Below are 25,564 nucleotides of genomic sequence, written 5' to 3'. Positions count from 1 at the left end.
GCTACTCCTTTCGACCCAGCAGGTCGCATTTGCTCAAAACAATGGCCAGGACGGGAAGACATGCCACAACGGCCCAGCCGTAGATACCCAGGGCGCTGGCGGTGTACCCTTCATAGGGGGTGGTAATGTCCCCTGCGCATTTCATGACCATCATGTAGGCAACCACAAAGGTGGTGAAAAACTTGAGGCAAAAAGTCCACCACTGCCCCACGAGGAAGTCAGAGGTACGGTTCATGGATGGACTCCAGGTTGAAGAACCAGGAGAGAAGCACCACCTCCACCAGACCACCGAGGAGAACGGCGTAGGTGTTGATAAAGTGGTCCACGATGTCAAGCACGCCGGTACCGACCGCGGCCCCGGTGGTGTAGATGACGCTCACGGCAAACCCGATGCCGCAGAACAGGGTGGTGGCTGCCTTGCGGCTGATCTTGAATCCCTCCAGGATACCCGCGATGCACGCCTCACAGATGGAGATCATGGAGCTGACACCGGCAAAGAGCAGGGAGAGGAAGAAAAGCACCCCGATGAAACTGGCCCCGGGCATGAAGTTGATGGCCTGGGGAATGGTGACAAAGGCCAGGCCCACACCGGAGGAGACCACCTCTTTGATGGGAACCCCTTTTTGTGCCGCCATGTAGCCCAGCACGGAGAAGATCATGACCCCGGCGAGCATGGAGAAACCGCAGTTGATGAAGGCGGTCATAAAGGCGTTGTTGTTGATGTCCGAATCACCGGACAGGTAACTGGAGTAGGTGATCATGATCCCGAAGCCGATACTCAGGGAGAAGAAGACCTGACCAAAAGCAGCCGCCCACACCTTGATGTCGCCGAGGGCGGAAAAGTCCGGCTTGAAGAGCCAGTTCAGGCCGTCCACCGCACCGGGCATGGTCACCGCGCGGGCCATGATGAGGATAACCATGACAAACAGGGCGGGCATGAAAAACTTGTTGGCCGCCTCAATGCCCTTTTTAACACCGCAGATGAGCACGCCCCAGCATGTCAGCCACACCGCGGCCAGAGGGGCCAGGATGTGCCACTGGATGCCGCCCATGGAAAAGGGGCCGTCCGAAAGATGGAGGTACTCCTTGAAGAAGAAGCCGCTGGTGTCTTCACCCCAGCCGAGGTTGAAAGAGAAGGTAAAGTAAGAGAAGGACCAGGCAATGATCACCACATAGTAGCTTGCAATGACAAAACAGACGAGAAGCTGCCACCAGCCCAGCCATCCCCACTTCTTGTTAAGAGAACGGAAGGTCACCGGGGTGGCCCCGGCGTGTCTCTGCCCCACCCCGAATTCGAGGATCAGAAGGGGAATACCGGCGGTGAAGACCGCAACAAAGTAAGGGATCAGAAAGGCTCCGCCCCCGTTTTCATACACCATGTAGGGAAATCGCCAGATGTTCCCCATGCCGATGGCGGACCCAACCGCCGCCAGGATAAACCCCAAACGGGTTCCCCATTGATCTCGCTGTTTCATGCAACCTCTTTTCCGTCGTGGATATCGATTGTGTATCGTCAAACAAAAAGCCCGCCCTGTCGAATCCACGGCACATCTTTCAGATCCAGACTTTCAATATCCCCCGCCTCAAATTTTAAAAGTTTAAAAAAGGGGATCCAGAAATTTGACGATATACCTAATTCACCGGGGTATGTCAATCATCAAGGAAAAGCCAAAACCGTTGTTACCTCTGTCAACCCCGTGACTGTCAACCCAATCGGCAAAAATGGTTTACCGAGCACCTTGACTGTCCCTTAGGATGCTGATAAGGTGTCTTTTTTCTAAAATTCGGTCAATCAATTGAAATATATAGATGTTATCGAGGTGAACGACAGTGAACAGGATTATTTCCACCCAACCGCGCGTCTCAGCGCTCCTTCCCTTGGGTCTCTTCCTTGCCATTTTTGTGGGGAGCGGGCTCTATTTTCAAAGCGTGGGCACCAGCTTCGCGTTCTACCAGGTGGCAGCTCCGGTGGCAGCCCTGCCCGCCATTATCCTGTCGGTTCTCCTGTCCAGGCAGGGCCTCACAGACACTGTGGAGCGCTTTCTCAAAGGCGCCGGACACAGCAACATCATGGCCATGTGCATGATCTACCTTCTTGCCGGTGGCTTCAGCGCCGTGGCCAAAGCAACCGGCGGCGTAGACGCGGTGGTGGCTGTGGCCATCTCCATCATCCCGGCCTCCTTTCTCCTGCCCGGTCTCTTTGTGGTGGGCGCCCTGATCTCCACGGCCATGGGAACCTCCATGGGCACCATCGCGGCCCTGGCCCCCATTGCCCTGGGCGTGGCCGGTGAAGCGGGCCTCTCCATCGCCCTCACCGCAGGTGCCGTCACCGGCGGCGCCATGTTCGGGGACAACCTCTCCATCATCTCCGACACCACCATCGCCGCCACCCGGACCCAGGGGTGCGAGATGAAGGACAAATTTCGGGTCAACGTGGCCGTTGCCGTTCCTGCGGCGATCATCACCATTGTCCTGCTCCTCTTCCAGGCCAAAGGCACCACCGTGGCCGAGGCCAAGGACGCCTCCTTTCTCCTGGCCCTGCCCTACGCAGCCATCCTGGTGATGGCCGTTTCCGGCATCAACGTCTTTGCCGTGCTCTTCTCCGGCATCATCCTGGCCGGCCTTGCCGGGTTCATGACCACCCCGGACTTCACCCTCCTCACCTTTGCCAAGGAGATCTACAACGGGTTCACCGGCATGCAGGAGATCTTCATCCTCTCCATCTTCATCGGGGGCTTAGGGGAGCTCATGAAGAACAGGCAGCCTTCTGGCCCACTGGGACAGTTGTTGGTTTCCAACGCCATCCGCCACGTGGCCTCAAGCAAAGGCGGCACCGCCATCGCCGAGATGGGCATCGGGATCCTCGTCTTTCTCACCAACCTCTGCACGGCCAACAACACCGTGGCCATCCTCGTCACCGGCAGCGTGGCCAAGAACATCGCCGAAGCCAACGGCGTGGAGCCCAAGCGGGCCGCAGGCACCCTGGACATCTTCGCCTGCATCTGCCAGGGCCTGATCCCCTGGGGAGCCCAGATCCTCCTGGCCGCCTCCATCTTCAAGATTTCGCCCCTTGCCGTGGTGGGCAACGTCCACTACTGCATGGTTCTCTTCGGCTGCACCATGGTGGCCCTTTTCATCCCCGGCAAAAAAGCGAACGTCCCCGCAGGCGCATAAGCAAAAGCACAAACGGATTTAAAATAGAAAACCCCCGGCAGAGTGTTCTGCCGGGGGTTTTCTGTTTGGATAATCTGCGTTTCGTGGCGCACGGCGTACCCCACGGAACACCGAGCGGCATCGCGGGCTGTAGGGTGCGGCTCCCGCACCGGATGGCGCTTCAAGGGGCATTAAATTGGCGACGCAAAAAACAAAGGGCGCCATGACTTCGGTCGGTTTCTATGGATGAGGCGTTTGCGGTGCGCACGGCGCACCCTACGGGACACCGAGCGGCATCGCGGGCTGTAGGGTGCGGCTCCCGCACCGGGTGGCGTTTCGAGGGGCAACAAATCGGTCACGCAAAAAACAAAGGGCGCCATGACTTCGGTCGGTTTCTATGGATGAGGCGTTTGCGGTGCGCACGGCGCACCTACGGAACACCGAGCGGCATCGCGGGCTGTAGGGTGCGGCTCCCGCACCGGGTGGCGTTTCGTGGGGCATTAAATCGGTGACGCAAAAAACAAAGGGCGCCATGACTTCGGTCGGTTTCTATGGATGAGGCGTTTGCGGTGCGCACGGCGCACCCTACGGGACACCGTGCGATTTCGGGGGCATGGGCATTCCCTACGTCCTATGACCTATACCCTATGCCCTATGACCTATTTTCCCTATCCCCTCAATAAATCGCCTTGGTGGATTCAGCGTCAAAGATGTGCAACTGGTTAAGGTTGGCCTCCACGCGCACGGCGTCTCCGGGGCTGACGACCCTGCGGCCGTCGCACTTGGCAAGGACCCTGGCGCCGCCCAGGTCCACGTGGACGTGGGTTTCGTTGCCCAGGGGCTCCACCACATCCACCACGCCGGGGAGTTTCCAGTCGTCCGGGAAGCGGCCTTCACCGCTTTCAAGGGTCAGGTCTTCGGCGCGGATGCCCACCACAACCTCCTGGCCGGGGGCGATCTCTGCGCCCTCTTTTTCCGGGATGGGAAGGCTCACCTCGCCTTCAAATACAAGGGAGAGGCCCCCTGCCACACCTTTGACCACTGCGGGGACCAGGTTCATGGGAGGGCTGCCGATAAAGCCGGCCACAAAGGTGTTCACGGGATGTTCAAAGAGCTCCAGGGGCTTGCCCTGCTGCACGATATGCCCGTCTTTCATCACCACGATGCGGTCCCCCAGGGTCATGGCTTCCACCTGATCGTGGGTGACGTAGATGATGGTTGCATCCACACGGCGATGGAGTTTCTTCATCTCGATACGCATCTGGGTCCTGAGCTTGGCGTCGAGGTTGGAGAGGGGCTCGTCAAAGAGAAAAATATCGGGCCTGCGGACGATGGCCCGGCCCATGGCCACGCGCTGGCGCTGGCCGCCGGAGAGCTGGGAAGGCTTGCGGTAGAGAAACTCTTCCAGCCCCAGGATGGCTGCCGCCTCTTCCACGCGACGCTTGATCTCCTCTTTGGGCCTTTTTTTGATTTTCAGGCCAAAGGACATGTTGTCAAAAACGTTCATGTGGGGGTAGAGGGCGTAATTCTGGAACACCATGGCCACACCGCGATCCTTGGGGGCCAGGTCGTTGATCACCTTGTCCCCGATGGACATGGTCCCGTCCGAAATCTCTTCGAGGCCGGCGATCATCCGCAGGGTGGTGGACTTGCCGCAGCCGGAAGGGCCCACAAACACCACAAACTCCTTGTCCTCGATATCGAGGTTGATGCCGTGCACCACCTCGGTCCTGCCATATCTCTTCACCACATCTTTAATCTGAAGACGAGCCATATCCTGTCCTGTCCTGAAAGCACCCCGTACGGGTCGGAGCTTCTTGTCATCGGCCACCGGCACGGCCCGCTTGCGCCGGCCGCCATGCCATGGAAAAAAGATCCCGCATCTCTCCAAGGGGTCTTAGCAGGAATGGCGCAACCGAAACAATAAAAAAATCACGTTCCCCCGGACCACCCGCACCCCGAGCCCCCCGGAGGGAAAGCAACTGTGCACACGAAATTTTTACCGCCCGAAAACAAGGGAGCGGATTTTAAAATCAATCCCCGCCGCCCCACCCGGTCCCATGCGGCTACAGGGCCCTTCCGGGGCTGATTATGCCTTGACGCTCCCCCAAAATCGCCATACCCTGTCTGCGGCATAACCAGTAGCGGTTACAATCAATCAGGCGTTATTTCAGAACGACCCACGATGAGGAGGAGAAGAGATGGTTCTTCGAAAATGGTTAGCAACACTTACTGCGGCACTGATCCTTGCCCCCGCAGCAGCCATGGCCAAACCCGTCACCATTGAATGGTGGCATGCCATGAGATCTGCTCGCGGCGAAGTGGCCAACGAAATCATCAAGCGATTCAATGAGTCCCAGGACCAGTACCGTGTCGTGGGCACCTTCAAAGGAAACTACGACGAGACCCTCAACGCAGGGATCGCCGCCTTCAGGGCAAAAAAACAGCCCCACATCATGCAGGTGTTCGAGGTGGGCACCCAGACCATGATGCTCTCCGGCGTGGTCTACCCCGTATTCCAGCTCATGAAGGACACAGGCAACGACATCGACTGGTCACGGTACCTCCAGCCCATCCTCTCCTACTACATGAACGCCGACGGCGAACTGGTTTCCATGCCCTTCAACTCGTCCACGCCCGTCATGTACTACAACAAAGAGCTCTTCAAAAAAGCGGGTATCGACACCGTCCCCGTTACCTGGGACGACATGGGCGTGGCCACGGGCAAGCTCCGTGCCGCAGGGGTCGATGCCGGTATGGTCACGGCCTGGCAGTCCTGGGTCCAGGTGGAGAACTACAGCGCCATCCACAACATCCCCTTTGCCACCAAGGCCAACGGCTACGAAGGCCTTGACGTGGAGCTCACCATCAACAACCCCCAGATGGTCAAGCACGTCACCCGCCTCCGGGACTGGGCCAAGGACGGCCGATTCGTCTACTCCGGCCAAAAGTACCAGGGCCCCAAGGCCGAGTTCCTCGCCCAGAAAGCCGGGATCTACATGGACTCCATCAGCGGCATCGCCAAGCTGAAGAAAGCGGCCCAGTTTGACTGGGGCGTGGCTCCCCTTCCCGTGGAAGCGGACATGAAAGAGCCCCAGAACAGCATCATCGGCGGGGCCTCCCTCTGGGTGCTCAGGGGCCACACCAAGGAAGAGTACAAGGCCACGGCCGCCTTCCTGAAGTTCATCTCCACCAACGAGATCCAGGAGTACTGGCACAAGCAGACCGGCTACTTCCCCGCCACCATTGACGCCTACGAGAGCCTCAAGGCCAAGGGCTACTACAAGGCCGACCCCAAACAGGAAGTAGGCATCAAGCAGCTCAAGCGACGGGACCCCACCAAGATCTCACGGGGCCTGCGCCTCGGCAGCTTCACCCAGATCCGCAACATCATCAACGAAGAGCTGGAACTGGTGTGGAACGGCAACAAGACCCCCCAGGAGGCCCTGGACGCGGCGGTCAAGCGTGCCAACATCAAGCTGAAATCCTTTGCCAAAACCTACAAGAGACGGTCCTAACCGTATCTAAAGGTTTAACAGACACCGCCCCGGACCCGGCCCCTGCGGCCGGGCCCGGGGCTTTCGTGCGTTGACGTATTACCCCAAAAGCCACAGGCCCCATGCAAAAACGATCGGTTTTCAACTCAAGGTACCTGCCCTACGTGCTGATCCTTCCACAGGTTCTGGTCACGTTGACTTTTTTTTACTGGCCCGCCGCCCAGGGACTGGTGCAATCCTTTCTCCTGAGCGACCCCTTCGGGATGTCCAACACCTTCGTGTGGTTTGAGAACTTTACGGCGATCTTCACCGATCCCCTCTACCTCAAGTCCATCGGCATCACCATTGTCTTCAGCCTCACCACCGCCTTTGTCTCCATCTCCCTGGGGATGATCATCGCCACCCTGGCCAACCGGGCCACGCGGTGCAAGGCCCTGATCCGGACCATGCTCATCTGGCCCTACGCCGTGGCCCCGGCCATCTCCGGTGTCCTCTGGCTTTTTCTTTTGCACCCATCCTTCGGGGTGGTGGCCCTGGCCCTGAAAAAGTGGTTCGGCTTCAACTGGAACCCGGTGCTCAACGGCAACGACGCCCTGGCCATGGTCATCATCGCCAGTGCCTGGAAAGAGATCAGCTACAACTTCGTCTTCTTCATGGCCGGACTCCAGGCCATTCCCCATTCGCTCATCGAAGCGGCTTCCATGGACGGCGCCTCCCCTTTCCGACGGTTTTTCGCCATCACCCTGCCGCTGTTGTCCCCCACCCTCTTTTTCCTGACCGTCATGAACATCATCTACGCCTTCTTCGAGACCTTCGGGGTCATCCATGCGGTCACCCAAGGGGGCCCGGGCGGGGCCACCAACACCCTGGTCTACAAGGTGTACCAGGACGGATTCGTGGGACTGGACATGGGCTCGTCCGCCGCCCAGTCCGTGATCCTGATGATCCTCATCGTCGGAGTCACCGTGTTCCAGTTCAAATTCATCGAAAAAAGAGTCCAATACGCGGGGTAATAAAGGCACATCATGGTTGAAAAAACACCCATACTCGATTTTCTGACCTACGTTTTTCTGATCCTGGGCATCGTCATCGTCGGCTTTCCCATCCTCTACGCAGGCATTGCCGCGTCCCTGCCCCTGGAAAAGGTCTCCATGGTCCCCATGCCCCTGGTTCCCGGGGATCAGTTTTTCGTCAACATGAAGCTGGCCTGGACCCGCGGGGATCTCTCCACCCAGCTCTTCAACTCCCTGATCATGGCCTCGGGCATCACCCTCGGCAAGATCTCCGTCTCCATGCTGGGGGCGTTTTCCATCGTCTACTTTGACTACAAGCTGCGCACCGTGGCCTTTGTCACGGTCTTCTGCACCCTGATGCTGCCGGTGGAGGTGCGCATCCTGCCCACCTACGAGATGGCCGCCAACCTCTTCGGCCCCCTGCAGCCCCTCTGGGACATGCTGCACCTCAACAGTGTGGTGAGCTGGTTTGCCGGACACGACGTGGAGGTCTCCCTCAACTGGAGCCTTCTGGACAGTCACACGGGCCTGATTCTGCCCCTGGTGGCCTCGGCCACCTGCACCTTCCTCTTCCGCCAGTTTTTCCTCACCGTGCCGGAAGAGCTCTGCGAAGCGGCCAAGATGGACGGGGCCTCCCCCATGACCTTCTTCTGGAAGGTGCTGCTGCCCCTGTCCAAAACCAACATCGCCGCCCTGGTGGTCATTGAGTTTGTCTACGGCTGGAACCAGTACCTCTGGCCCCTGCTCATCACCACCAACCCCAAGATGCAGACAGCGGTCATCGGCCTGCAGAACCTCATCCCCCTGGCCGACGACCTCCCCGAGTGGAACATCGCCCTGGCAGGGGCCCTCATCGTCATGCTGCCGCCCATCGTGGTGGTCCTGGCCATGCAGAAATGGTTCGTCAAGGGCCTGGTGGACTCGGAAAAATAGCCCCGACCTTATCCGTTACAAACACCCAGGGCGCGGCACACCTTACGGTATGCCGCGCCCTGCCTCTTTTTTCTCACACAGCATAAAGGCGACCCCACATGATCACCCTTCCCTTTCACACCAACCGCTACTTTATTTTACGCCACGGACACAGCACGGCCAACGACAAGGGCCTCATTGTGAGCAGCCCGGAAAACGGCATCGGCAACTGGGGCCTTTCGGATACCGGCAAGGAGGAGGTGACCCGCTCCGTGACCCGTGCGCAAGACGAAGGGTTCTTCAATCGCCTCATCAAACCCGTGGTGGTCTGCTCTCCCTTTCTACGCACCATGGAGACCGCCGACATCGCAGCCAAGATCCTCAAGGCGGAACGGTTCTCCGACGCCAACCTGCGGGAGCGCTTTTTCGGGGAGTTTGATTTAAAGGAGAGCGGCCTCTACGAAAAGGGGTGGGCCTTTGACGAGTCAAACCCGGATCACACCGAGTTCGGCGTGGAGAGCGTCAGCTCCGTTGCCGCCCGCATGGTGGAGGTGGTGAAACGCACGGGTCGCCGCTACAACGAAAAAGACATCATCCTGGTCACCCACGGGGATCCGGGCCAGATCCTCCAGTGTGTCTTCGACGGCATCGACCCGGCAAAACACCGCAGCCTCTCCCTCCTGGAGACGGCCGAAATCCGGCCGGTCCCCAGCAGGTAAGATTCACCGCGCACGATGCCGGGGCCCATCAGGCTCCGGCGGCTGCGGGATCTTTCAGGTAGATGGTGTAGGTGTAGGGAGTCTTGGCGGGATACGCCTGGGAAAAAACCGGTGTGAAGGTGTCGGGAATCTCGGGCATGAAAATGTCCCCGGCGGGTGTGGCGTGAATATGGGAGATATGGAGGGTGTCTGCCAGGGGAAGGGTCTCCCGGAAGATTTCACCGCCCCCGGCCACCATGAGCCGCCGCCCCCCTGCGCAGCCCGCCTCAATGGCCTCCTCAAGGGAGGTGCAGACCAGGCACCCGGGGGCTTTGTAGGAGGCATTACGGGTCAGGACAATGATCTTTCTGCCCGGAAGGGGACGCCCGATGGTCTCCCAGGTTTTTCTGCCCATGAGCACGCTGTGGTGGTAACTCACCGCCTTAAACAGGGAGAGTTCCCCTTCGATATTCCAGGGAATATCGGCACCATTGCCGATGATCCCGTTGTCCGCCACCGCAACGACAATAGATATTTTCATGCTTACCATCCCTTCATCACCCGGATAAAGCCCACCGGCACCCTTTACGGGCCCGGGAACATCCCGTGCCGTGTGCCGTGTCTCCCCTATACCACCCGGACCGGGCCGTGTCGAGGAGGCTGGTCCGGGCCACGGGCTACTTGATGATCTGGATCCCCATGGTGTGCATCCGGGCCATGCGACGCTGGCCCTTGTTCCCCCGCGTCACGGACAGCACACGGTTCACCAGCTCCAGCAATTCCCGGCAAAGGGGCCGAAACGAGTGGATGGAGCAGGTCGACGGATCCAGCAGGGTGCCGTAGCGATGCAGCAGGGTGATGCCTTTCACCCCTTCGGTGAGCTCGTCGATGGACTCCACCACCTCTTCGGCGACATCCTGGAAAAGGTCGATGTCCACCACATCATAGAGGATCGAAACAAGCTGCTCCCTGAGCTGCTCGAAGTCGCGGCGCTTTCCTGCGGCCAGCTCCAATGTTCGGTAATATCGTGTCTTCACATGTCTTCCGACGCTATCGGCTAAAATATCCATACGGCCTCCCGTCCGGGGCGAGGTTGTCTGTGATGCATTGGCCGTTTGCACGGCTCGCGGCATCCGTACCGGCATGAACGTCAGCGATGAGTGGGTTACACGAATGGGAGTGGGAAAACAGATACGTTTCAACAAATAATGGTCGCGAAAATATTCAGCGATTGCTCTTCAGGGGCTTGGAAACGCACAAGGCTTTCCATCCCCTCGCTGTCGCGGGCCAAACCGACATATATCGAACGTTGAATGCAAGTGCATGGTGATGGGGGTACATCCGGCGGTCTATATGTACAGTATACGTCGGAAGCGGAGCGTTAAGCAAGGCCGCAAAAAAATCTGCGGACTAACCCGGATATTTCACGAGTCGAGTGCACCCATATTCAAGGCATCAGAGCTGCAGATGAAGTTGTTTACCTCAAAGCTCTGATAACGCAGAAGATGGGTGCACTCGGCTCGCCCGAAGGGTGAGAAAATCAAACAGCAAACGTCGATTTCCATTTTCAAAACAGCCAGCGCCCTTGTTGTATACCCACCCGAAATAATGGTGTTTTTTCTTTGACCGGTTGTTTTCTCATGAAATATCCGGGCTAAAGCTGGCCTTCTCCCCGGCCGAGATGATAACAAAGGGAGCCGAACCGACAACCGCAAGCCGTGGGATAAAAAAGATGACAAGCGACCAGAACGAAGCCGCAGAAAGCCCCAAACCCAAAAAGAGCAAAAGAAAGATAATCCTGCCCATTGCCGCCGTGCTGCTCCTTGCGGGCCTCACCGCAGGGGGCTGGTTTGGATACACCGCCTTTTTCAAATCCGGGTACCCCCGTCAAACCCTGGAGTACGTGGACCTGGACGACAGTGTCCTGAAGTTCTCCTGGGCACGGCTCCCCGATGTCTATCACCGCATGGTCGACGCCAACACGGAGATGGCCCTCATGAAAAACGAAATCAAACGGATCAGGCGGGTGGGCAAGGCCTATCCCAGGCAGGAAAAAATCGTGGCATCGGAGATCAAACGGTGGGAGCGGAACGTGCAAAAACTCTCAGGGCAACTTCGCAGGTTCCAGGGCCAGGTGGAAGCGTTGTACGTGACATTCCGAGTCAACCCGGAAAAGGGGCAGGCCGCCATACGGGAAAAGGGTCCGGCCCTTGCCTCGGCCATGCTGGAGGCCGTCAACGGTGTCCGAAGCCAGACCGCTGCCCTAGAAGCGGCCCAGGTGGCCCCCACGGGGATCAAAGGGGTCATCGAACAGATCAAAAGGCAACTCAATAGCGTTTTCCCTCAGGGTTCCCCCTTCTCCCCGGGCTCTTTTCTTCCTGTGTGGAAAAAAGGAAAAGGAGAGGCCTTGGCCAGATCGTCCACGGATCGCCTTGCCATCTCGGTAAACTCCGAACTGAAATGAAGCACCTTCTTGAATTGCTCATCAAAGGCTTTCCGCTGCTTGACGTAACTGTCGATGGTCTGAGACAGGTGAAGATCAAAAAAATCCCCCATCATGTTGTCACCGTACCGAAGCATCAGGTGAAGCAGGTGAACGGGGAGAAAAAATTTTTTGTTCTTTGCCTCCTCCACAAGGATCTGGGTGAGGATATAGGCCGTCACGTCATCCCCTGAACCGGCCTCCACTACCTTCACATCTTTTCCGCTCCGGATGATCTCGGCAAGCTGCTCCAGGGTGATGTACGAGCTCTCGGATGTGTTGTAGAGGCGCCTGTTGCTGTACTTTTTCACCACCACGGTCTCTTCAGCCATTGTCTCTCCCGCTTGGGTTGTCGGTCGATGAGTTGAAAGGCCCCGGATCGGCGACCCTTTTTTGGTACTATATGCCAGCCCACCGGGGAATGCAATTGACATCGGCGGCCTGTTTCCTTTATTGATAAAAGAGTGTTTTAATAAAATTACTTTGTTTGGTTTAAACAATTTTGTTTTTACCTATCGCAAATTCCTTTATAGTGAAACACAAACGCCCCTTCCCGTCCACTTGAAGCGGCCCGGCACCTAACCCGGATATGTCATGAGAAAACGGCTATACTGAAGCAATAACATGTTCTTGCAGGCGGTTAGCGCAAGAGATTTGACATCTCAAAGACACAAAATGCAATTCACGGTTTTCTGCACGATTTTCTCACCCTTCGGGCGAGCCGAGTGCACCCATCTCCTGCGTTATCAGGGCTTTTATAAAACCACGACGCCTGCTGAATATGGGTGAACTCGACTCGTGAAATATCCGGGCTAAAAGCCCTTTGCCCCGCAGGCGGTACCCTCCCGAGCAACAGACACCATGTCGGGTACCGCGAAACACAGCAGGTCAGGAACCGGATGACGACACAAAGACGACGCAGCCTTCCTCGCGAAAACAATACCATGTCAGCACACTTGGACCCCGGAACAGGAGAAACCCGACCATGGCGAAATCTATCCTGAAACAGCTCAAAGAGCATGAACGTGAAGTCCGAAGACAATTGATTATCAACGCAGCCAAAACCCTCTTCAGCCAGAACTCATTCCACGAAATCGGTATGAGGGATATCGCCAACGAGGCGGGCATCTCCGTTGCGTCGCTTTATCAATACTTTCCAAGCCAGGACGACCTGTTCGTAGAGATCCTCACCAACGATATCAACAAGATCAAATCGCGCCTCTGGGAAAGCCGTCGCGAACTGGACGATATCGCCATCGACATCGTCAATTTCCTTGTGGACAACGAAGATATCTTCCAGATGATGAGCCATTTCATGATCAAGGGCGAGAAAAACCCTGAGACCCTTCGCAAGTTCAACGTCATCCAGGTCCTCTTTCTGGACATGCTGGACAGGGCCCTTGCCAAAGCAGGTGAAGCCCATCCGGTCAGCTATTATTCCCATGCCTTTTTTGCCTCCCTTTTCGGCAACGTCATCACCTTCCGAAACTATCCGTCAAGCGACGCCTCCTCCCACAGGGAAAGCCTCTATCACGTGGCAAGGATTACAGCCAAAGCCTTCCACGACACCCTGGTCACAGAGGAAAAAGCCATAACCTTCTGAGGACGCGTATAAATGCAATGATCGCACATCAAACTTCTTTTATTAGAGTAAACATTGTTATATAATCGATTTTCTTCAGCGCCGACGTACCAACCTTACCGGACAAGGAGAAAATCCGTGACCATACGCCTGACCCTGCTCACAGCTGCCGCCATCTGTCTCCAAGCCGCCACCGCTTTCGGGCTCTGGGACTATGAGCCGCCCGCCGTCTCCACGCCGCCCCTTATGGGTTGCTGGTCCGATGATACCGTCTCCTATGCCGTGGGGTTCGACGGCGCTGCCTTCCGCCATTCAGGGGGCTCCTGGTCGGACATCTCCGACGACACCCTCTCCGGTGCCGTGCTCTTTGCCGTCCACGCCACCCCATGGGGAACCGTGTATGCCTCAGGCTACCGCCTCGGCCCCCCGCTGTTCGACTCCAACAACGACGGAACCATCAACGCCGTCGACACCCAAAGCAAGTACGGCGTTATCTTTCGCTACACCGGATCTACCTGGGAGGAGCTCAACTCGCAGTACGGACCGGAGTCCCCCTATTTTGCCTCCTCCTTTACAGGCCTGTGGGTTGACGAAAACGGCGTGGTCTATCTGTCCGGGGGCAAACAGCGCTCGGCAACCGACACAACACCAGCAGGGGTCCTCCTCTCCTTTGACGGCGCCTCATTCAGCCCCCTGGTCGGTGCATCTCAAGAGCTTCCCAACATGTACGCCATCAACGGATTCGGTTCCAACGCCTATATTTCCAGCGCCGGAGGCCTTGTCCTTGAACTGAACACCGGCACAAACGCACTCACCCCCTTAAACAGCGGCGGGCTGAGCCTCGACTTCCGAGGGGTCTGGCAAACAGCGGACAAGACCCTTTATGCCGTGGCCGAAGCCACCTACGGGTACATCCTCCGATACCACGCCACCAAGGGATGGCAGCAAATGGCCATCGACAAAGAGGATCGCCCGCCCCTGTTGTGCATTAGCGAGGGCAACGGGCTCCTCGTGGCTGCCGGGAGCTACGGCAAGGCGTATTATCTGGACACCGACAACGACGTATGGAAGGAGATGCTCACAGGAACACAGAACGACATCAACTGCCTCAGCGCAGCAGAGGACGGCCTCCTGGCTGCCACCAACACGCCCTCCGGCTCCACCACCACCCCAACGGGCGCCCTGTACCGCATGACGGAAGCAGAGCCGAACACCGCTTACATCCTGGCGGATCAACCCACAGGCATCGGTGTCAAAGTGGACGGCACCTACACCTATGAGGTCATCCTCTACGACTTTGCCCTGGGGGACATCTGGAAGCGGGAGTGGCGTTTCAACACCGGCATACATGACCCTGTGCCCTCTTACGGGGTTCTCTACTCTTCCACCCCGTCAGGGGCCACCACCGCCCTCTACATTACCGGCGAGGGGGGAGAGGAAAGCAACCGGGAGCTGCGCATTCATCCCTGCACCGGATGCACGCCCCACATGGTGGTCTCAGGAGATGTCATCCACCTGACCGTCAACTCCGGGGTCACCACCCAGAACCAGATCAAAGAGATCCTTGAACAGAGCAACGCGGTCTCTGAGGTATACCCCCGACACGGCACCAGCCCCTGGGAGGTCTCATCCAAGGACTACGACAGCGTCCAGCTTACGGGAGGACGCGATAACGAGGACCTCTTCATCAACGAAGAGACCAAAGGCGATGACTACTACCTTGCCGTCCACCGGTTCAAGGGATTGGGAGAGTGGCACCCGGAGCTCACCGTGTATCGGGAAAACATCGCCTACATTGACGGCATGATCAAGCTATGGGGACACAGGACCCAGGAGCCGGGGCCCACCGTCACTATCCAAGACACCGGGGAAACACCGGCGTCGGAGTCTGCAACGGGGGTGCTGGGCGGCCTTATCAATATCACCGCGCCCCCCGGCGTAAAGGGAAACATCGAGGTAAAACTTGCAAGCCCCGCACCCTCAGATGAGGTGACCTCCACCTTCTCTTCTGTGTACAACACCCTTACTGTCCACATCCGTAACGGTACCACCACCATCCAGGCCATCATCGACCACCTGAACACCCTGGACGACACCATTGCGTCGGCGTCCTTTAAATCGGACAACGGCAACATTTCCGACAGCAGCAGCCCCTGGCTTGACGAATACGAAACAAGCGTCACCCTGGCAGGGGGGGCCAACCACGCAGAGGGCGAGTACGACGAGGCAAGCAACACGGTCACCCTCACCATTGACAGCGGCATCACCACCACCACGGACATGGCCATCGCCCTTTCCGAGGTATGCAGGGACCCCGAAGACAAAGAGACCCGAATCTTTGAAAAAGTAAACGATCTGGTTGCCTACAAAATCTGGGACACTGACGAACGAACCAACACAGTGACCCTTACCGGCATCTCCACGGAACCCGCCAGCACCACCGTCCGGGTCTTTTCCCCGGAGGACCTTGATTTCAAGCATACCCCCGTGAGCGCCAACCTCTCGGCAACGGTCACCTTTACAGACAATTCCAACCCGGACCTGGGCATCAACGCACTGGCAATGGGATATCTTCCGTCCCGTGGAGGAAGGCTACGAAAAACCAAGGCCAGCGTCACCAGCGAAAAACTGGTACCGCCGAAGCGTCTGTATCCGATCTCGGAGAGTACGACATCGGTATGCGAGTCACCCTAAAAGACGGGTCAACCCTTTCCAAAGTCAAGGAGGATGCCCTAAAAATAAACGGAAAACACGCCGGTGACTCCAGTCTGGGCGGCGCCAACGGCTGTTTCATCGGATCGTTACCCCGTTTTTGACACAACGATTTATCACACCGACACAAAAAAAGCCCCCCTTACGGAGTCGCTCCGAAGGGGGGCTTTTCATGCAGCGAAAAGTGGGTTTATGCCCTACTGACGCACAAGGCGGCGGTTGGGAAACGCCGTGGACGAACTGCTCCGGCACGGGTTGATGTCCAGGCCGCCCCGTCGGGTAAACCGCCCCACCACCGTAAGGGCCGTGGGGGCCAGGCGAGCCATGATGTCCGTGTAGAGGGTCTCCACACAGTTCTCGTGGTAGCCCGTGTGGGTCCGAAACGAAACAAGGTAGGCAAAAAGCGCGGTCTCGTCGATCCTTTTCCCGGAGTAGGTGATCTCCACCGTGGCCCAGTCGGGCTGGCCGGTCACCGGGCAGTTGGTGCGCAGGATATGGGAGCACAGGGTCTCGTCCGTGACGTCGCCGTCCCCGTGGGCCAGAAGGGAGGCGTCCACCTCGTAGACATACGAATCGGCTTCATGGTGATCGATGCACCGCCCACCTGCGCGTTGCGTTCCCAGGGCCTCGGTGTCGTCGCACCCGAACAGGGAGACCATCACCTCCCCTTCCGCCACCCTGGAAAGATCGCCCGCCATGGCCGTCCTCACCGCCTCAGGGCTCTCAAACCGGCTCATGTTAAAGGAGTTCAGATAGAGTTTCAGGGACTTGGACTCCACAATGCACCGACTGGTGGCCGGAACCCTGATCTCGGCCACCGCAGAGACGGGTTTGCCCTTACCGTCCAGCCAGGAGAACCACGGCCGTCCAGATGTCTTGGCCACAAAAGGGAAGCGCCTTTCCGTCCAACCCCAAAGCCCCCCGGCCCAGGGCCCGCTCCACCGGAAACAGCTGGGACGGGTCGTAGGTAAAGGTGTATCCGATTTTCTTCCCCAAGGGGTTTTCCGTTCTCATACAAACTCCCATCATGGATAAATAAAGCCTCCGGCGGCCCTGCCGGGGGCGGATAAAGCATTCGCAAACAAGTCTGACGATGTTGGTTCACTCGACCGTCACCGTATGGCCCTTTATCGAGATTTATTTTTCAATCACGAAGAACACAAAGACGGTTGAATAGACGTCATTGGCAGCCACGGACGCAGCCCGTCAGCGAATGTGTAAGGGTGAGAAACGATCCCTGGAGCATTCGCGAACCTGGGGTGCAGGGGCTCAGCCCCTGCCCGCCGGAGGCATCGTTTCCAGCTATGCCAGGTATGTCGTCGGATCGAGGCCTTCGTCAAAGCGCAGGGCGTACTTGCGTTCATCGCAGGCGCCGCAGGTGCCGCAATGGGCGGTGCCGCCTTTGTAGCAGGTCCAGGTGGCGGCAAAGTCTACGCCCATCGCGTCCAGATCGCCGATTTCCCGCTTGTCCAGCTGGGCAAAGGGGAAGGCGATGGTCACCTGGCCGTCGGTGCCGAGGTGGATGGCCTTGCCCAGGGCCTCGTTGAACTCGGGGCGACAGTCCGGGTAGATGAAGTGATCCCCTGCGTGGGAGGCCAGGACCACCTGGCGCGCGCCCACGGATTCGGCGTAGCCCGCGGCAATGGAGAGCATGATGCCGTTTCTGAACGGAACCACGGTGCTCTTCATGTTCTCGGAATCGTAGGCGCCGTCGGGCACCTCCTCCCCGGATTGAGGAACTGGAAGGCTTCAAAAAGCTCGTTGATGAAGGGGAGCGGCACCAGAGTGTGGGTCACCCCCAGATGATCGCACATGGCCTTGGCCATGGGAAGCTCGCTGGCGTTGTGCTTGGAGCCGTAGTTAAAGCTGATGGCAACGCATCGCTGGCCTTTGGACAGGCAATGGGCAAGAAGGACGGCGGAGTCCATGCCGCCGGAGAGGACCACAACGGTTTCATACATGGGTCAGATTCCTTTTTTGGTATCAAAGGCGAGGATGTGAAGGCGGCTTGCCATGCGATAGCCCATCTTGACGCAGTGGTCCCAGACCAGGGGCATGGTCGCGATCTGCTCGTCCCGGGTCATGCCCAGGGGCATGAGCCACACACGGTCTTTATCCAGGGCGTGGTCCGCCACAAAGGCGTCAATGAGGCCAAGGGTCTCTTGGCTGGCCACGAACTTGAGGTGCCGCGCGCGGGCAACGCTTGTCCGGTCCACATGCCAGGAGCCGTCCAGGTACTTGGGCGAGAGGATCACCTCCCCCCTGATGTCTTCGGGCACAGGCACCTTGCCCGAGGTCTCGTACTGCACGGTAAGGCCCAGGTCAGACAACACCCGGTCCAGCTCCCAGAGGCCGTCCTCCCACTGGCGCAGGGGCTCGCCCCCGGTAATAACCACAAAGTCAAGCCCACTCTCTTTGGCAGCCGCCGCAAGGTCCACGACTGACATCTCGGTGCCCTCGTCCCAGGCCCCTTTGGTGTCGCACCAGGGACACAAGGGCGGAACACAGCCTGCCAGGCGGATGAAAAAAGCGGGTCGCCCGGTGTGGGGTCCCTCTCCCTGGAGGGAGGCAAACATTTCATGGAGTCTCAGCATGGGCATCGCCTTACGCCGTCACCGTGGCCCAGGAGTCCGGGGTCTCGTAGAGCCGCACCTCTTTCAAGGTGAGCCCGTGGAATTCCGGCGCCTCGGACAGGGTCTTGAAGATATGGAGCACCATATTCTCGGCCGTCACCGGCAGGTTCTCGTACTCGGGAAGCTCATTCAGGTTGGCGTGATCGTAACGGTCCACGATGCGCTCCTTCACCAGGCCCTTGAGCTCAGTGAAGTTCAGGATCATCCCCGACGCATCCAGGGGACCGGCCACCGTCACCCTGAGGGTGTAGGTGTGTCCGTGAAAGGCCGCGCACTTGCCGTAAAGGGCCTTGTTCTCTTCTTCGGAAAAATCGTGACGGCAGAGCTTGTGGGCTGCGTCAAATCGGAACTCTTTGGTAATGGAAAGCATGGGCCACCTTGGTCACCGCCACACGTGCAGGAAGAAGCCCGGCAAACCATCCTGAGATTGGATCAAGAAAGGATTACACGAAGGGGCCACAACCGGCTGCGCGGTCAGTGAGGGAGAATTTATTGTGCGGGATGCCTCTCGTCCGCATGGGCTTTTTTCTTGAAAAAAAAGCCCCATCCATAAAAACCGCCATGGCCAACACCACGGCAGATCAATTCTTTACTATACAACAACGCGCCTTTGTATCACAGCCCGGGCCAATTGAAAACGGGAAAAAGCACGCCCCCGGCGGCGAGGTGAGCCACCTCGAAAGCTGATGTTTTCTGCGAGCTGCTTTATTAGCCCGGCAACTGACGGCCAGGCGATGGCGAGTGAGTTTTCCCCTTCGCGCCTCAGAAAAATCACATTCGCCTTCAGTCGTGTCCGGTTAGCTTTTTGCATTAAATTAATCGTAACTATTCAGCCCATCATCGTCTTCTTGAAGGCAGCTTGTCATGTCTTACGTTCCGGGAACCGTGGACCGTAGGGTGTGCTTGCGCACCATTTGCCTGAAAGACCGCCACCCATCGTCATATCCAAGCAATACGCGGCCTCTGTCACCTCGGCTTCGGTGGGCGATACTGTGCTTCGATGGTGCGCAAGCGCACCCTACCTTTCAACTCGGTTCTTCATCATAGAAAAGGATGACACGACTGATTCGCCTTTGATTTTGATCGGCCTGAATCTGTTTTTTCTATGCCCTCGCCCCTGTTTTTATGGCCCGCCTCACCAGGTCCAGGGCCTTAAACGCAAACACCCGCTTGTTCATGTGGCGATCTTTAAAGGGAGAGACAAACCGGTGCGTCTCGGTGCCCGTTTCCGTGGCAACGCCGATCCAGACGGTGCCCACGGGCTTTTCGTCGGTGCCGCCGGAGGGGCCTGCAATGCCGCTGGTGGCAACACCGATGTCGGCGCCGGAGACGCGCCGCACCCCTTCGGCCATCTCGGCCACGGTCTCGGCGCTCACCGCCCCGCAGGTTTCAAGGGTATGCCCTGAAACGCCCAGCACCTTCTCCTTGGCGCTGTTGGCATAGGTGACGGCCGAAAGGAAGAACCAGTCCGAGCTTCCCGGGACATCGGTAAGGAGGTTTCCGATGAGGCCGCCGGTGCAGCTCTCGGCCACTGCAAGGGTTTTCCCGGCCCCTTTCAGAGAGGCGGCAACGGCCTCGGGCATGGAGAGCCCGGCCTCCGAGACCACATACCCATCCAGGCGCTTCAAGGCTTCTGCCGAGGCCGCCTCCTGGCGCTGGGCCAATCCGGCATCTGACCCTGCAAACGCCCAGATCTTCACCTCGATGACGGGAAAGGAGGCCCGATAGCCCACATGAACCCCGGGGAACCCGGCCTCGATGCCGGAAATCCGCTCCCCCACCACGGACTCGGGAAGCCCGAAGGTGGTGATGGAGGTCTTGACCAGACGGCTCCCCTTGGGCTGCATCCCGGAGATGGCGGGCGTCACCGACTCGGTCATCAAAAATCGCATCTCCCGGGGCACCCCGGGCAGAAACCAGAACCGGGTGCCGGAGAGCTCCAGGGAAAAGGCCGGGGCCGTGCCCACGGGGTTGGGAATGCAGGCAGCCCCCTTGGGAAGGCGGGCCTGCTTGAGATTCGATGCGGGCACCGGCGCCTTGCGGCCTTCAAAGTAGGCGGCAACCGAGGCAGAGGCCACAGGGTCCTCCACCAGGGGAACCCCGGCGGATTCGGCGGCGGCCCGGGTGGTGAGATCATCTTCCGTGGGCCCTAGGCCACCGGTCACCACTGCCACATCGCACCGCCCCGCCACCCGGGAAAAAACCTCTTTCAGGGCGGACAGGTTGTCCCCCACGGAAAGGTGCCGCACCACCTCCACGCCCAGCTCGCACAGCTGCTCCGAAATCCAGGCGGCGTGGCTGTCCACCACCTCCCCTTTGAGAATCTCCTCACCGGTCGTGATCACCATCGCTCTCATTCGTGTCGTCTCCTTTCACCGGTGGCACGGGCCGCCCTTTTAGATGGTGGAGACCCGGCACCTGCCCGCAGGCATCTTATTCGTGCAAAATCACAACGCCGCAGCACGTTGGACTGGGCGCTCCGGTTACTTTATGCCAACCGTGCCGGGGACGCAAACCCCAATAACGGCCCCGAGTTCCCCCACCGGGCATAAGGAACCGTATCCTCCGATTTCGGTTGGTCATCCCCCCGTTTTATGGTAAATTGCCCCTCGTTGGTTGATTCCGGCGTGCATATTTTACCGAACGTTCAATATTTTAGGATTGGGCACCGGTGGCACCCGGCGGACCCCGACTGCTTTACCGGGTCGGCCCAACCCCCCGTTGGGCCGACCCGGTAGAGCGCACAAAACGCGCCACAGGTTGACCATCCGCTGGTCGCATCCCCTCGCGAGGACTTTGCCATTTGAATGTGGAAAACCGCCTGCATGACGGTGCTCCCATTTGACGCAAGCCCCCCTGGCTTTCGAACACAACGGAGATCTTTAGCCGGTGACGCCAATAATAATCAGGCTGTCATTCAACGGAAACAAACGCTTGCAAGGGTTCCAAAAGGTGGACTCCGTGTCCGTATTTTCGCACTATCCTTTGCCTTTTTAGCGAGTTACCGGGAGCTCACTGGAAAATTGTTGCTTGTTTCGACCACATGAAGTATGAGACTATTTTCCCCTGAGGCGTTGTCAAAACGCCCCGAACACTCGTGTTAAGGTTCCGTTTTTAATTTGCAAAATACGATTGATACGGCACGTCGTGCCTTTACATGTATAGTGTTGCGTTACCAGTAATCAAGGAAATAGGCGTATGGCAAAGAGTCTTTACATCAGCACAACCAACGCCAGGAGCGGAAAATCAACCATCGTTCTTGGTATCATGCAGCTTCTCTTGAGGGACCTGCACAACGTTGGCTTTTTCAGGCCCATCATCAACCCCGTGGACGGCGAGCGCGACTACGACACCGATCTGGTCCTCTCCCACTTCTACCTCGGCATGAGGTACGAAGACACCTACGCGATGACCCTGGACGAAGCCAAAAAACTCGTCAATGCCGGCAAACAGAACCAGATGATCGAGATCATTCTCAACAAGTACAAGCAGCTTGAAGAGAAGTATGATTTCGTTCTCTGCGAGGGCATCGATTTCGTGGTGGGCAACGAAGCCTTCACCTTCGACATCAACGCCGTGGTTGCCGCCAACATGGGCTGTCCCGCCCTGGTTGTCACCAACGGGCACAGCGCCACCATCGATGAAATCGTGAGCCTGAACCACCTGGCCATGGAAGATCTCGAGGACAAGGGAGTTGATATCCTCGGCATCATGGTCAACCGTGCAGATGCCTCACAGACCGAGACCATCCTTGAGACCCTCCAGAAGGACATCAAGGTGGACAACTGCTCCTTCCACGTCATCCCGGAAGACAGCAACCTCATGAAGCCCACGGTGGCGGATCTGCAGAAATGGCTGGGCGCCGATGTCATCTACGGCAAGAAGGCCATGGACAAGATGATTGACGGTTACGTCATCGCCGCCATCAGATCTAGACTTCCTCAACTACATCAAGGAAGACAGCCTCGTGGTCACCGCAGGGGACCGGACGGACATCATCCTGAGCGCCATGGCGTCCCGTCTCTCCAATGCCTACCCCAACATCTCCGGCATCCTCCTCACCGGCGGCATCGCCCCGTCCGAGAGCATCCAGAGACTGGTGGAAGGCTGGGAAGGGATCCCCGTTCCGATCCTTCTCGTCAAGGACCCCACGTACCCCACCATGCGGAACCTGAACCACGTGCACGCGCGGCTCGAGTCCAGCAACCCCAAAAAGATCGCCTCCGCCCTGGGCCTCTTCGAAGCCCACGTGGACACCCAGGAGATGCGCAGGAAACTCATCGAGCGCAAATCCGTCAACGTCACCCCCCAGATGTTCGAGTACAACCTCATCCAGAAGGCCAAGAAGAACAAGCAGCATATCGTCCTGCCCGAAGGCACCGGCGAGCGTATCCTGAACGCCTGCGACATCCCCGCGCCGCGCCGATGCCGCGAAGGGCTACCCTCCTGGAGAGTCCGAAAACCCAGCCAACATTCAGCTGCTCCTCCACCCTCCGGCCCCACCATTGTGGAGCCCACCAAGAGCCCGCTCTACGAAGAGTACGTCAACGATTTTTATGAGATGCGCAAGAACAAGAAGGGCATGAACCAGGATGTTGCCCGCGACCTCATGAGCGACGTTACCTACTTTGCCACCATGATGGTGCACAAGGGCCACGCCGACGGCATGGTCTCCGGTTCCGTGAACACCACGGCCCACACCATCAAGCCCGCGTTCCAGATCATCAAGACCAAGCCCGACGCCTCCATCGTCTCGTCCATCTTCCTGATGTGCCTGAAGGATCGCGTCCTGGCCTTTGGTGACTGCGCGGTCAACCCCACTCCCAATGCAGAACAGCTCGCTGAAATCGCCATCGGATCCGCCCAGACCGCCGAAATCTTCGGCGTCGACCCCAGGGTGGCCATGCTCTCCTACTCAACCGGGTCTTCCGGCAAAGGTGCCGAAGTGGAGAAGGTGATTGAAGCGACCAGCATCGCGAAGGAGCGCTGCCCCGATCTGCTTCTCGAAGGTCCCATTCAGTACGATGCCGCCATCGATCCGTCTGTGGCGCGAACCAAACTGCCCGACAGCAAAGTCGCCGGTCAGGCTACGGTCTTCATCTTCCCTGATCTCAACACCGGGAACAACACCTATAAAGCGGTACAACGCTCCTCCGACCAGGTAGTTGCCATCGGCCCCGTACTCCAGGGCCTCAACAAACCGGTCAACGACCTGTCCCGAGGCTGCACCGTACCCGACATCGTCAATACCGTGGCCATCACCGCCGTTCAGGCGCAGGCGGCCAAAGGTCTGGTTCAGGCGACCAGCGCCGCCGCACCATCCACGGGCAGGCGGCCCATAACACGCAGCGCCCTTTGCCCGCTCGGTCCGCAGTTCGAGGAACATCCCCCAGGGTGCCATTCACCCGGGCGTTCCATTCAACGATTTTTCTGTTACAAGGTAAAATTCTATCATGAAAGTATTGGTTATTAACGCTGGCAGCTCATCCCTCAAATACCAGCTCCTCGACATGGAAAATGAAGCCGTTATGGCCAACGGCATTGTAGAACGTATCGGCGAAACCGTGGGCAAGCTTACCCACAAGGCCTTCCCCGACACCGACAACGAGAAAAAAGTGGTCAAGGAAGAAGAGATCAAGGACCACAAGATCGGCATGCACATGGTGCTGGACCTCATCACCGGCTCCGAAGCCGGCGTGATCTCCGACCCCAAAGAGATCGACGCCATCGGCCACCGCGTGGTCCAGGGCGGCGAGTCCTTCACCAGCGCCTGCGTGGTTGACGGCCCCGTCAAGGTTGCCATTGCGGACAACAACCCCCTGGCACCCCTGCACAACCCCGCCAACCTCATGGGCATCGAAGTGGCCGAAGAGCTCTTCCCCGGCACCCCCAACGTGGCGGTATTCGACACCGAATTCCACTCCTCCATGCCCAAGAAAGCCTTCCTCTACGCCCTTCCCTACGACTACTACAAAGAGCTGCGCATCCGTCGTTACGGTTTCCACGGCACCTCCCACAAGTACGTCTCCCGTAAAGTGGCCGAGTGCATGGGCAAAAAGGCCGAGGACATCAACGTTATCACCGTGCACCTGGGCAACGGCTGCTCCATGGCCGCTGTGGAAAAGGGCAAGTGCCAGGACACCTCCATGGGCATGACCCCCCTTGCAGGCGTCATGATGGGCACCCGAAGCGGTGACATCGACCCCGCCATCGTGGCCTACATCGCCGAGAACAAAGGCATGAGCGCTTCCGAGGTAGACTCCCTGCTCAACAAGCAGAGCGGCCTGAAAGGCGTATGCGGCCTCAACGACATGCGTGACATCCACTCTGCCGTTGAAAATGGCGACGAGATGGCCAAGCTGGCCCTCGACATGTTCGCCTACCGCGTCAAAAAATACATCGGTGCCTACACCGCCGTTCTCGGCAACATCGATGCCATCGTCTTCACCGCCGGTATCGGCGAGAACGACGACATCACCCGTGCCCTCATCTGCGAGAACCTCTCCGGCCTGGGCATCGACATGGACTTCGACAAAAACAACGGTCGCAAGGGCGAGCCCACCGCGGTTCACACCGACGCCTCCAAAGTTCAGGTCTGGGTCATCCCCACCAACGAAGAGCTCCAGATCGCCCAGGAAGCCGTGGAACTGCTCAAGTAAGTTCCCGCCTCCCCGTCACATGACGGCGGCATGATCAAAAGAAAAGGCTCGAAAGGACCCCTTGTCCCTTCGGGCCTTTTTTTATGCCCTGCCCGTTCCGCCGGAAGGAGCACTGCGGGGTTGACGCAAAAAAGACGTTGGCATACATACAGATCACTTTGTACAATAAAAGACGCCGTGCCAGAGGGGAGAGTTCCCATGTGGCGCATCGCAAAACCAAACG

22 protein-coding genes and 1 pseudogene are annotated in these 25,564 nt (G+C 58.3%); 10 read left to right on the top strand and 13 right to left on the bottom strand.

From position 1 onward, the window contains the following. Position 1: 1 nt before the first annotated feature. Both ACOYW1_RS07420 and ACOYW1_RS07415 read right to left on the bottom strand, forming a co-directional pair. On the bottom strand, positions 2 to 235 hold the full coding sequence (locus tag ACOYW1_RS07420) for a hypothetical protein (RefSeq protein WP_482422286.1): 234 nt from the start codon (positions 233 to 235) through the stop codon (positions 2 to 4). Continuing rightward, positions 219 to 1,475 carry a sodium-dependent transporter gene (locus tag ACOYW1_RS07415; RefSeq protein WP_482422285.1) on the bottom strand — a complete coding sequence of 419 codons (1,257 nt, stop codon included), beginning with the start codon at positions 1,473 to 1,475 and terminating at the stop codon, positions 219 to 221. Before ACOYW1_RS07415 ends, ACOYW1_RS07420 begins: the two co-directional genes overlap by 17 nt. 355 nt (positions 1,476 to 1,830) lie before the next feature. Between ACOYW1_RS07415 and ACOYW1_RS07410 the strand changes: the two genes are divergently transcribed. Continuing rightward, the gene (locus ACOYW1_RS07410) at positions 1,831 to 3,174 is read left to right on the top strand and encodes a Na+/H+ antiporter NhaC family protein (RefSeq protein WP_482422284.1); all 1,344 of its coding nucleotides are present in this window, start codon (positions 1,831 to 1,833) and stop codon (positions 3,172 to 3,174) included. 655 nt (positions 3,175 to 3,829) lie between these two features. Here the strand turns inward: ACOYW1_RS07410 and ACOYW1_RS07405 are convergent. Then, on the bottom strand, positions 3,830 to 4,927 hold the full coding sequence (locus tag ACOYW1_RS07405; RefSeq protein WP_482422283.1) for an ABC transporter ATP-binding protein: 1,098 nt from the start codon (positions 4,925 to 4,927) through the stop codon (positions 3,830 to 3,832). 427 nt (positions 4,928 to 5,354) lie between these two features. On the opposite strand from ACOYW1_RS07405, the gene ugpB reads away from it, so the two are divergent. The 4 genes from ugpB to ACOYW1_RS07385 all read left to right on the top strand — a co-directional run bounded on the left by ugpB (position 5,355) and on the right by ACOYW1_RS07385 (position 9,294). Beyond that, on the top strand, positions 5,355 to 6,671 hold the full coding sequence (gene ugpB / locus ACOYW1_RS07400; protein ID WP_482416878.1) for a sn-glycerol-3-phosphate ABC transporter substrate-binding protein UgpB: 1,317 nt from the start codon (positions 5,355 to 5,357) through the stop codon (positions 6,669 to 6,671). A 101-nt stretch (positions 6,672 to 6,772) separates the two neighbouring features. Then, on the top strand, positions 6,773 to 7,663 hold the full coding sequence (gene ugpA, locus ACOYW1_RS07395) for a sn-glycerol-3-phosphate ABC transporter permease UgpA (RefSeq protein ID WP_180144479.1): 891 nt from the start codon (positions 6,773 to 6,775) through the stop codon (positions 7,661 to 7,663). A gap of 12 nt (positions 7,664 to 7,675) precedes the next feature. Beyond that, complete coding sequence (locus ACOYW1_RS07390) at positions 7,676 to 8,596, top strand: ABC transporter permease subunit (RefSeq protein ID WP_180144476.1); 921 nt, start codon at positions 7,676 to 7,678, stop codon at positions 8,594 to 8,596. Positions 8,597 to 8,694: 98 nt separating this feature from the next. Beyond that, positions 8,695 to 9,294, top strand: coding sequence for a histidine phosphatase family protein (locus tag ACOYW1_RS07385; RefSeq protein WP_482422282.1), 600 nt, complete (start codon positions 8,695 to 8,697; stop codon positions 9,292 to 9,294). A gap of 28 nt (positions 9,295 to 9,322) precedes the next feature. Here ACOYW1_RS07385 and ACOYW1_RS07380 read toward each other — a convergent pair whose 3' ends face one another. From ACOYW1_RS07380 to ACOYW1_RS07370, 3 genes are all read right to left on the bottom strand, one after another. After that, positions 9,323 to 9,814, bottom strand: a complete 492-nt coding sequence (locus ACOYW1_RS07380; protein ID WP_482422281.1) for a dihydrofolate reductase — start codon at positions 9,812 to 9,814, stop codon at positions 9,323 to 9,325. Between the two features lie 136 nt (positions 9,815 to 9,950). Beyond that, the gene (locus tag ACOYW1_RS07375; protein ID WP_482416881.1) at positions 9,951 to 10,310 is read right to left on the bottom strand and encodes a hypothetical protein; all 360 of its coding nucleotides are present in this window, start codon (positions 10,308 to 10,310) and stop codon (positions 9,951 to 9,953) included. A gap of 1,306 nt (positions 10,311 to 11,616) precedes the next feature. Continuing rightward, entirely contained in the window at positions 11,617 to 12,087 is a 471-nt protein-coding gene (locus ACOYW1_RS07370) for a polyhydroxyalkanoate synthesis regulator DNA-binding domain-containing protein (RefSeq protein ID WP_482416883.1), read from the bottom strand. A 653-nt stretch (positions 12,088 to 12,740) separates the two neighbouring features. Between ACOYW1_RS07370 and ACOYW1_RS07365 the strand changes: the two genes are divergently transcribed. Together ACOYW1_RS07365 and ACOYW1_RS07360 are read left to right on the top strand one after the other, a co-directional pair. Next, positions 12,741 to 13,358 (top strand): TetR/AcrR family transcriptional regulator, encoded by a 618-nt coding sequence (locus ACOYW1_RS07365; RefSeq protein ID WP_482416884.1) that lies wholly within the window; start codon positions 12,741 to 12,743, stop codon positions 13,356 to 13,358. Between the two features lie 117 nt (positions 13,359 to 13,475). Next, complete coding sequence (locus tag ACOYW1_RS07360; protein ID WP_482422280.1) at positions 13,476 to 16,031, top strand: hypothetical protein; 2,556 nt, start codon at positions 13,476 to 13,478, stop codon at positions 16,029 to 16,031. A gap of 215 nt (positions 16,032 to 16,246) precedes the next feature. On the opposite strand, the gene ACOYW1_RS07355 is transcribed toward ACOYW1_RS07360, so the two are convergent. The 7 genes from ACOYW1_RS07355 to ACOYW1_RS07325 all read right to left on the bottom strand — a co-directional run bounded on the left by ACOYW1_RS07355 (position 16,247) and on the right by ACOYW1_RS07325 (position 21,030). Further along, positions 16,247 to 16,933, bottom strand: a complete 687-nt coding sequence (locus ACOYW1_RS07355; protein ID WP_482422279.1) for an NADPH-dependent 7-cyano-7-deazaguanine reductase QueF — start codon at positions 16,931 to 16,933, stop codon at positions 16,247 to 16,249. Further along, a complete protein-coding gene (locus ACOYW1_RS07350; protein WP_482422278.1) occupies positions 16,887 to 17,063 on the bottom strand; it encodes a hypothetical protein in 177 nt (58 codons plus the stop codon). Before ACOYW1_RS07350 ends, ACOYW1_RS07355 begins: the two co-directional genes overlap by 47 nt. A gap of 288 nt (positions 17,064 to 17,351) precedes the next feature. Next, positions 17,352 to 17,768, bottom strand: a complete 417-nt coding sequence (locus ACOYW1_RS07345) for a 7-cyano-7-deazaguanine synthase (protein ID WP_482422277.1) — start codon at positions 17,766 to 17,768, stop codon at positions 17,352 to 17,354. Beyond that, positions 17,735 to 18,010 (bottom strand): 7-cyano-7-deazaguanine synthase, encoded by a 276-nt coding sequence (locus tag ACOYW1_RS07340; RefSeq protein WP_482422276.1) that lies wholly within the window; start codon positions 18,008 to 18,010, stop codon positions 17,735 to 17,737. The genes ACOYW1_RS07345 and ACOYW1_RS07340 overlap by 34 nt, the downstream gene beginning before the upstream one ends. A gap of 3 nt (positions 18,011 to 18,013) precedes the next feature. Next, positions 18,014 to 18,643 (bottom strand): 7-carboxy-7-deazaguanine synthase QueE, encoded by a 630-nt coding sequence (locus ACOYW1_RS07335; protein WP_482422275.1) that lies wholly within the window; start codon positions 18,641 to 18,643, stop codon positions 18,014 to 18,016. 10 nt (positions 18,644 to 18,653) lie between these two features. Beyond that, positions 18,654 to 19,052, bottom strand: coding sequence for a 6-pyruvoyl trahydropterin synthase family protein (locus tag ACOYW1_RS07330; protein ID WP_180144435.1), 399 nt, complete (start codon positions 19,050 to 19,052; stop codon positions 18,654 to 18,656). A 733-nt stretch (positions 19,053 to 19,785) separates the two neighbouring features. Further along, positions 19,786 to 21,030, bottom strand: coding sequence for a CinA family nicotinamide mononucleotide deamidase-related protein (locus tag ACOYW1_RS07325; RefSeq protein ID WP_482422274.1), 1,245 nt, complete (start codon positions 21,028 to 21,030; stop codon positions 19,786 to 19,788). Positions 21,031 to 21,880: 850 nt separating this feature from the next. Between ACOYW1_RS07325 and ACOYW1_RS07320 the strand changes: the two are divergent. The 3 genes and pseudogenes from ACOYW1_RS07320 to ACOYW1_RS07310 all read left to right on the top strand — a co-directional run. Further along, positions 21,881 to 22,381: pseudogene (locus tag ACOYW1_RS07320) on the top strand (AAA family ATPase); the annotation flags it as partial. Positions 22,382 to 22,649: 268 nt separating this feature from the next. Next, positions 22,650 to 24,155, top strand: coding sequence for a phosphate acetyltransferase (gene pta / locus ACOYW1_RS07315; RefSeq protein ID WP_482422273.1), 1,506 nt, complete (start codon positions 22,650 to 22,652; stop codon positions 24,153 to 24,155). Next, positions 24,136 to 25,341: an acetate/propionate family kinase gene (locus ACOYW1_RS07310; protein WP_482422272.1), complete on the top strand. Its 1,206-nt coding sequence runs from the start codon at positions 24,136 to 24,138 to the stop codon at positions 25,339 to 25,341. Before pta ends, ACOYW1_RS07310 begins: the two co-directional genes overlap by 20 nt. Positions 25,342 to 25,564 lie beyond the last annotated feature (223 nt).

It is taken from the genome of Desulfoluna sp. CYM3A (assembly GCF_056829965.1).
This window is presented reverse-complemented; position numbering and strand designations above follow the sequence as displayed.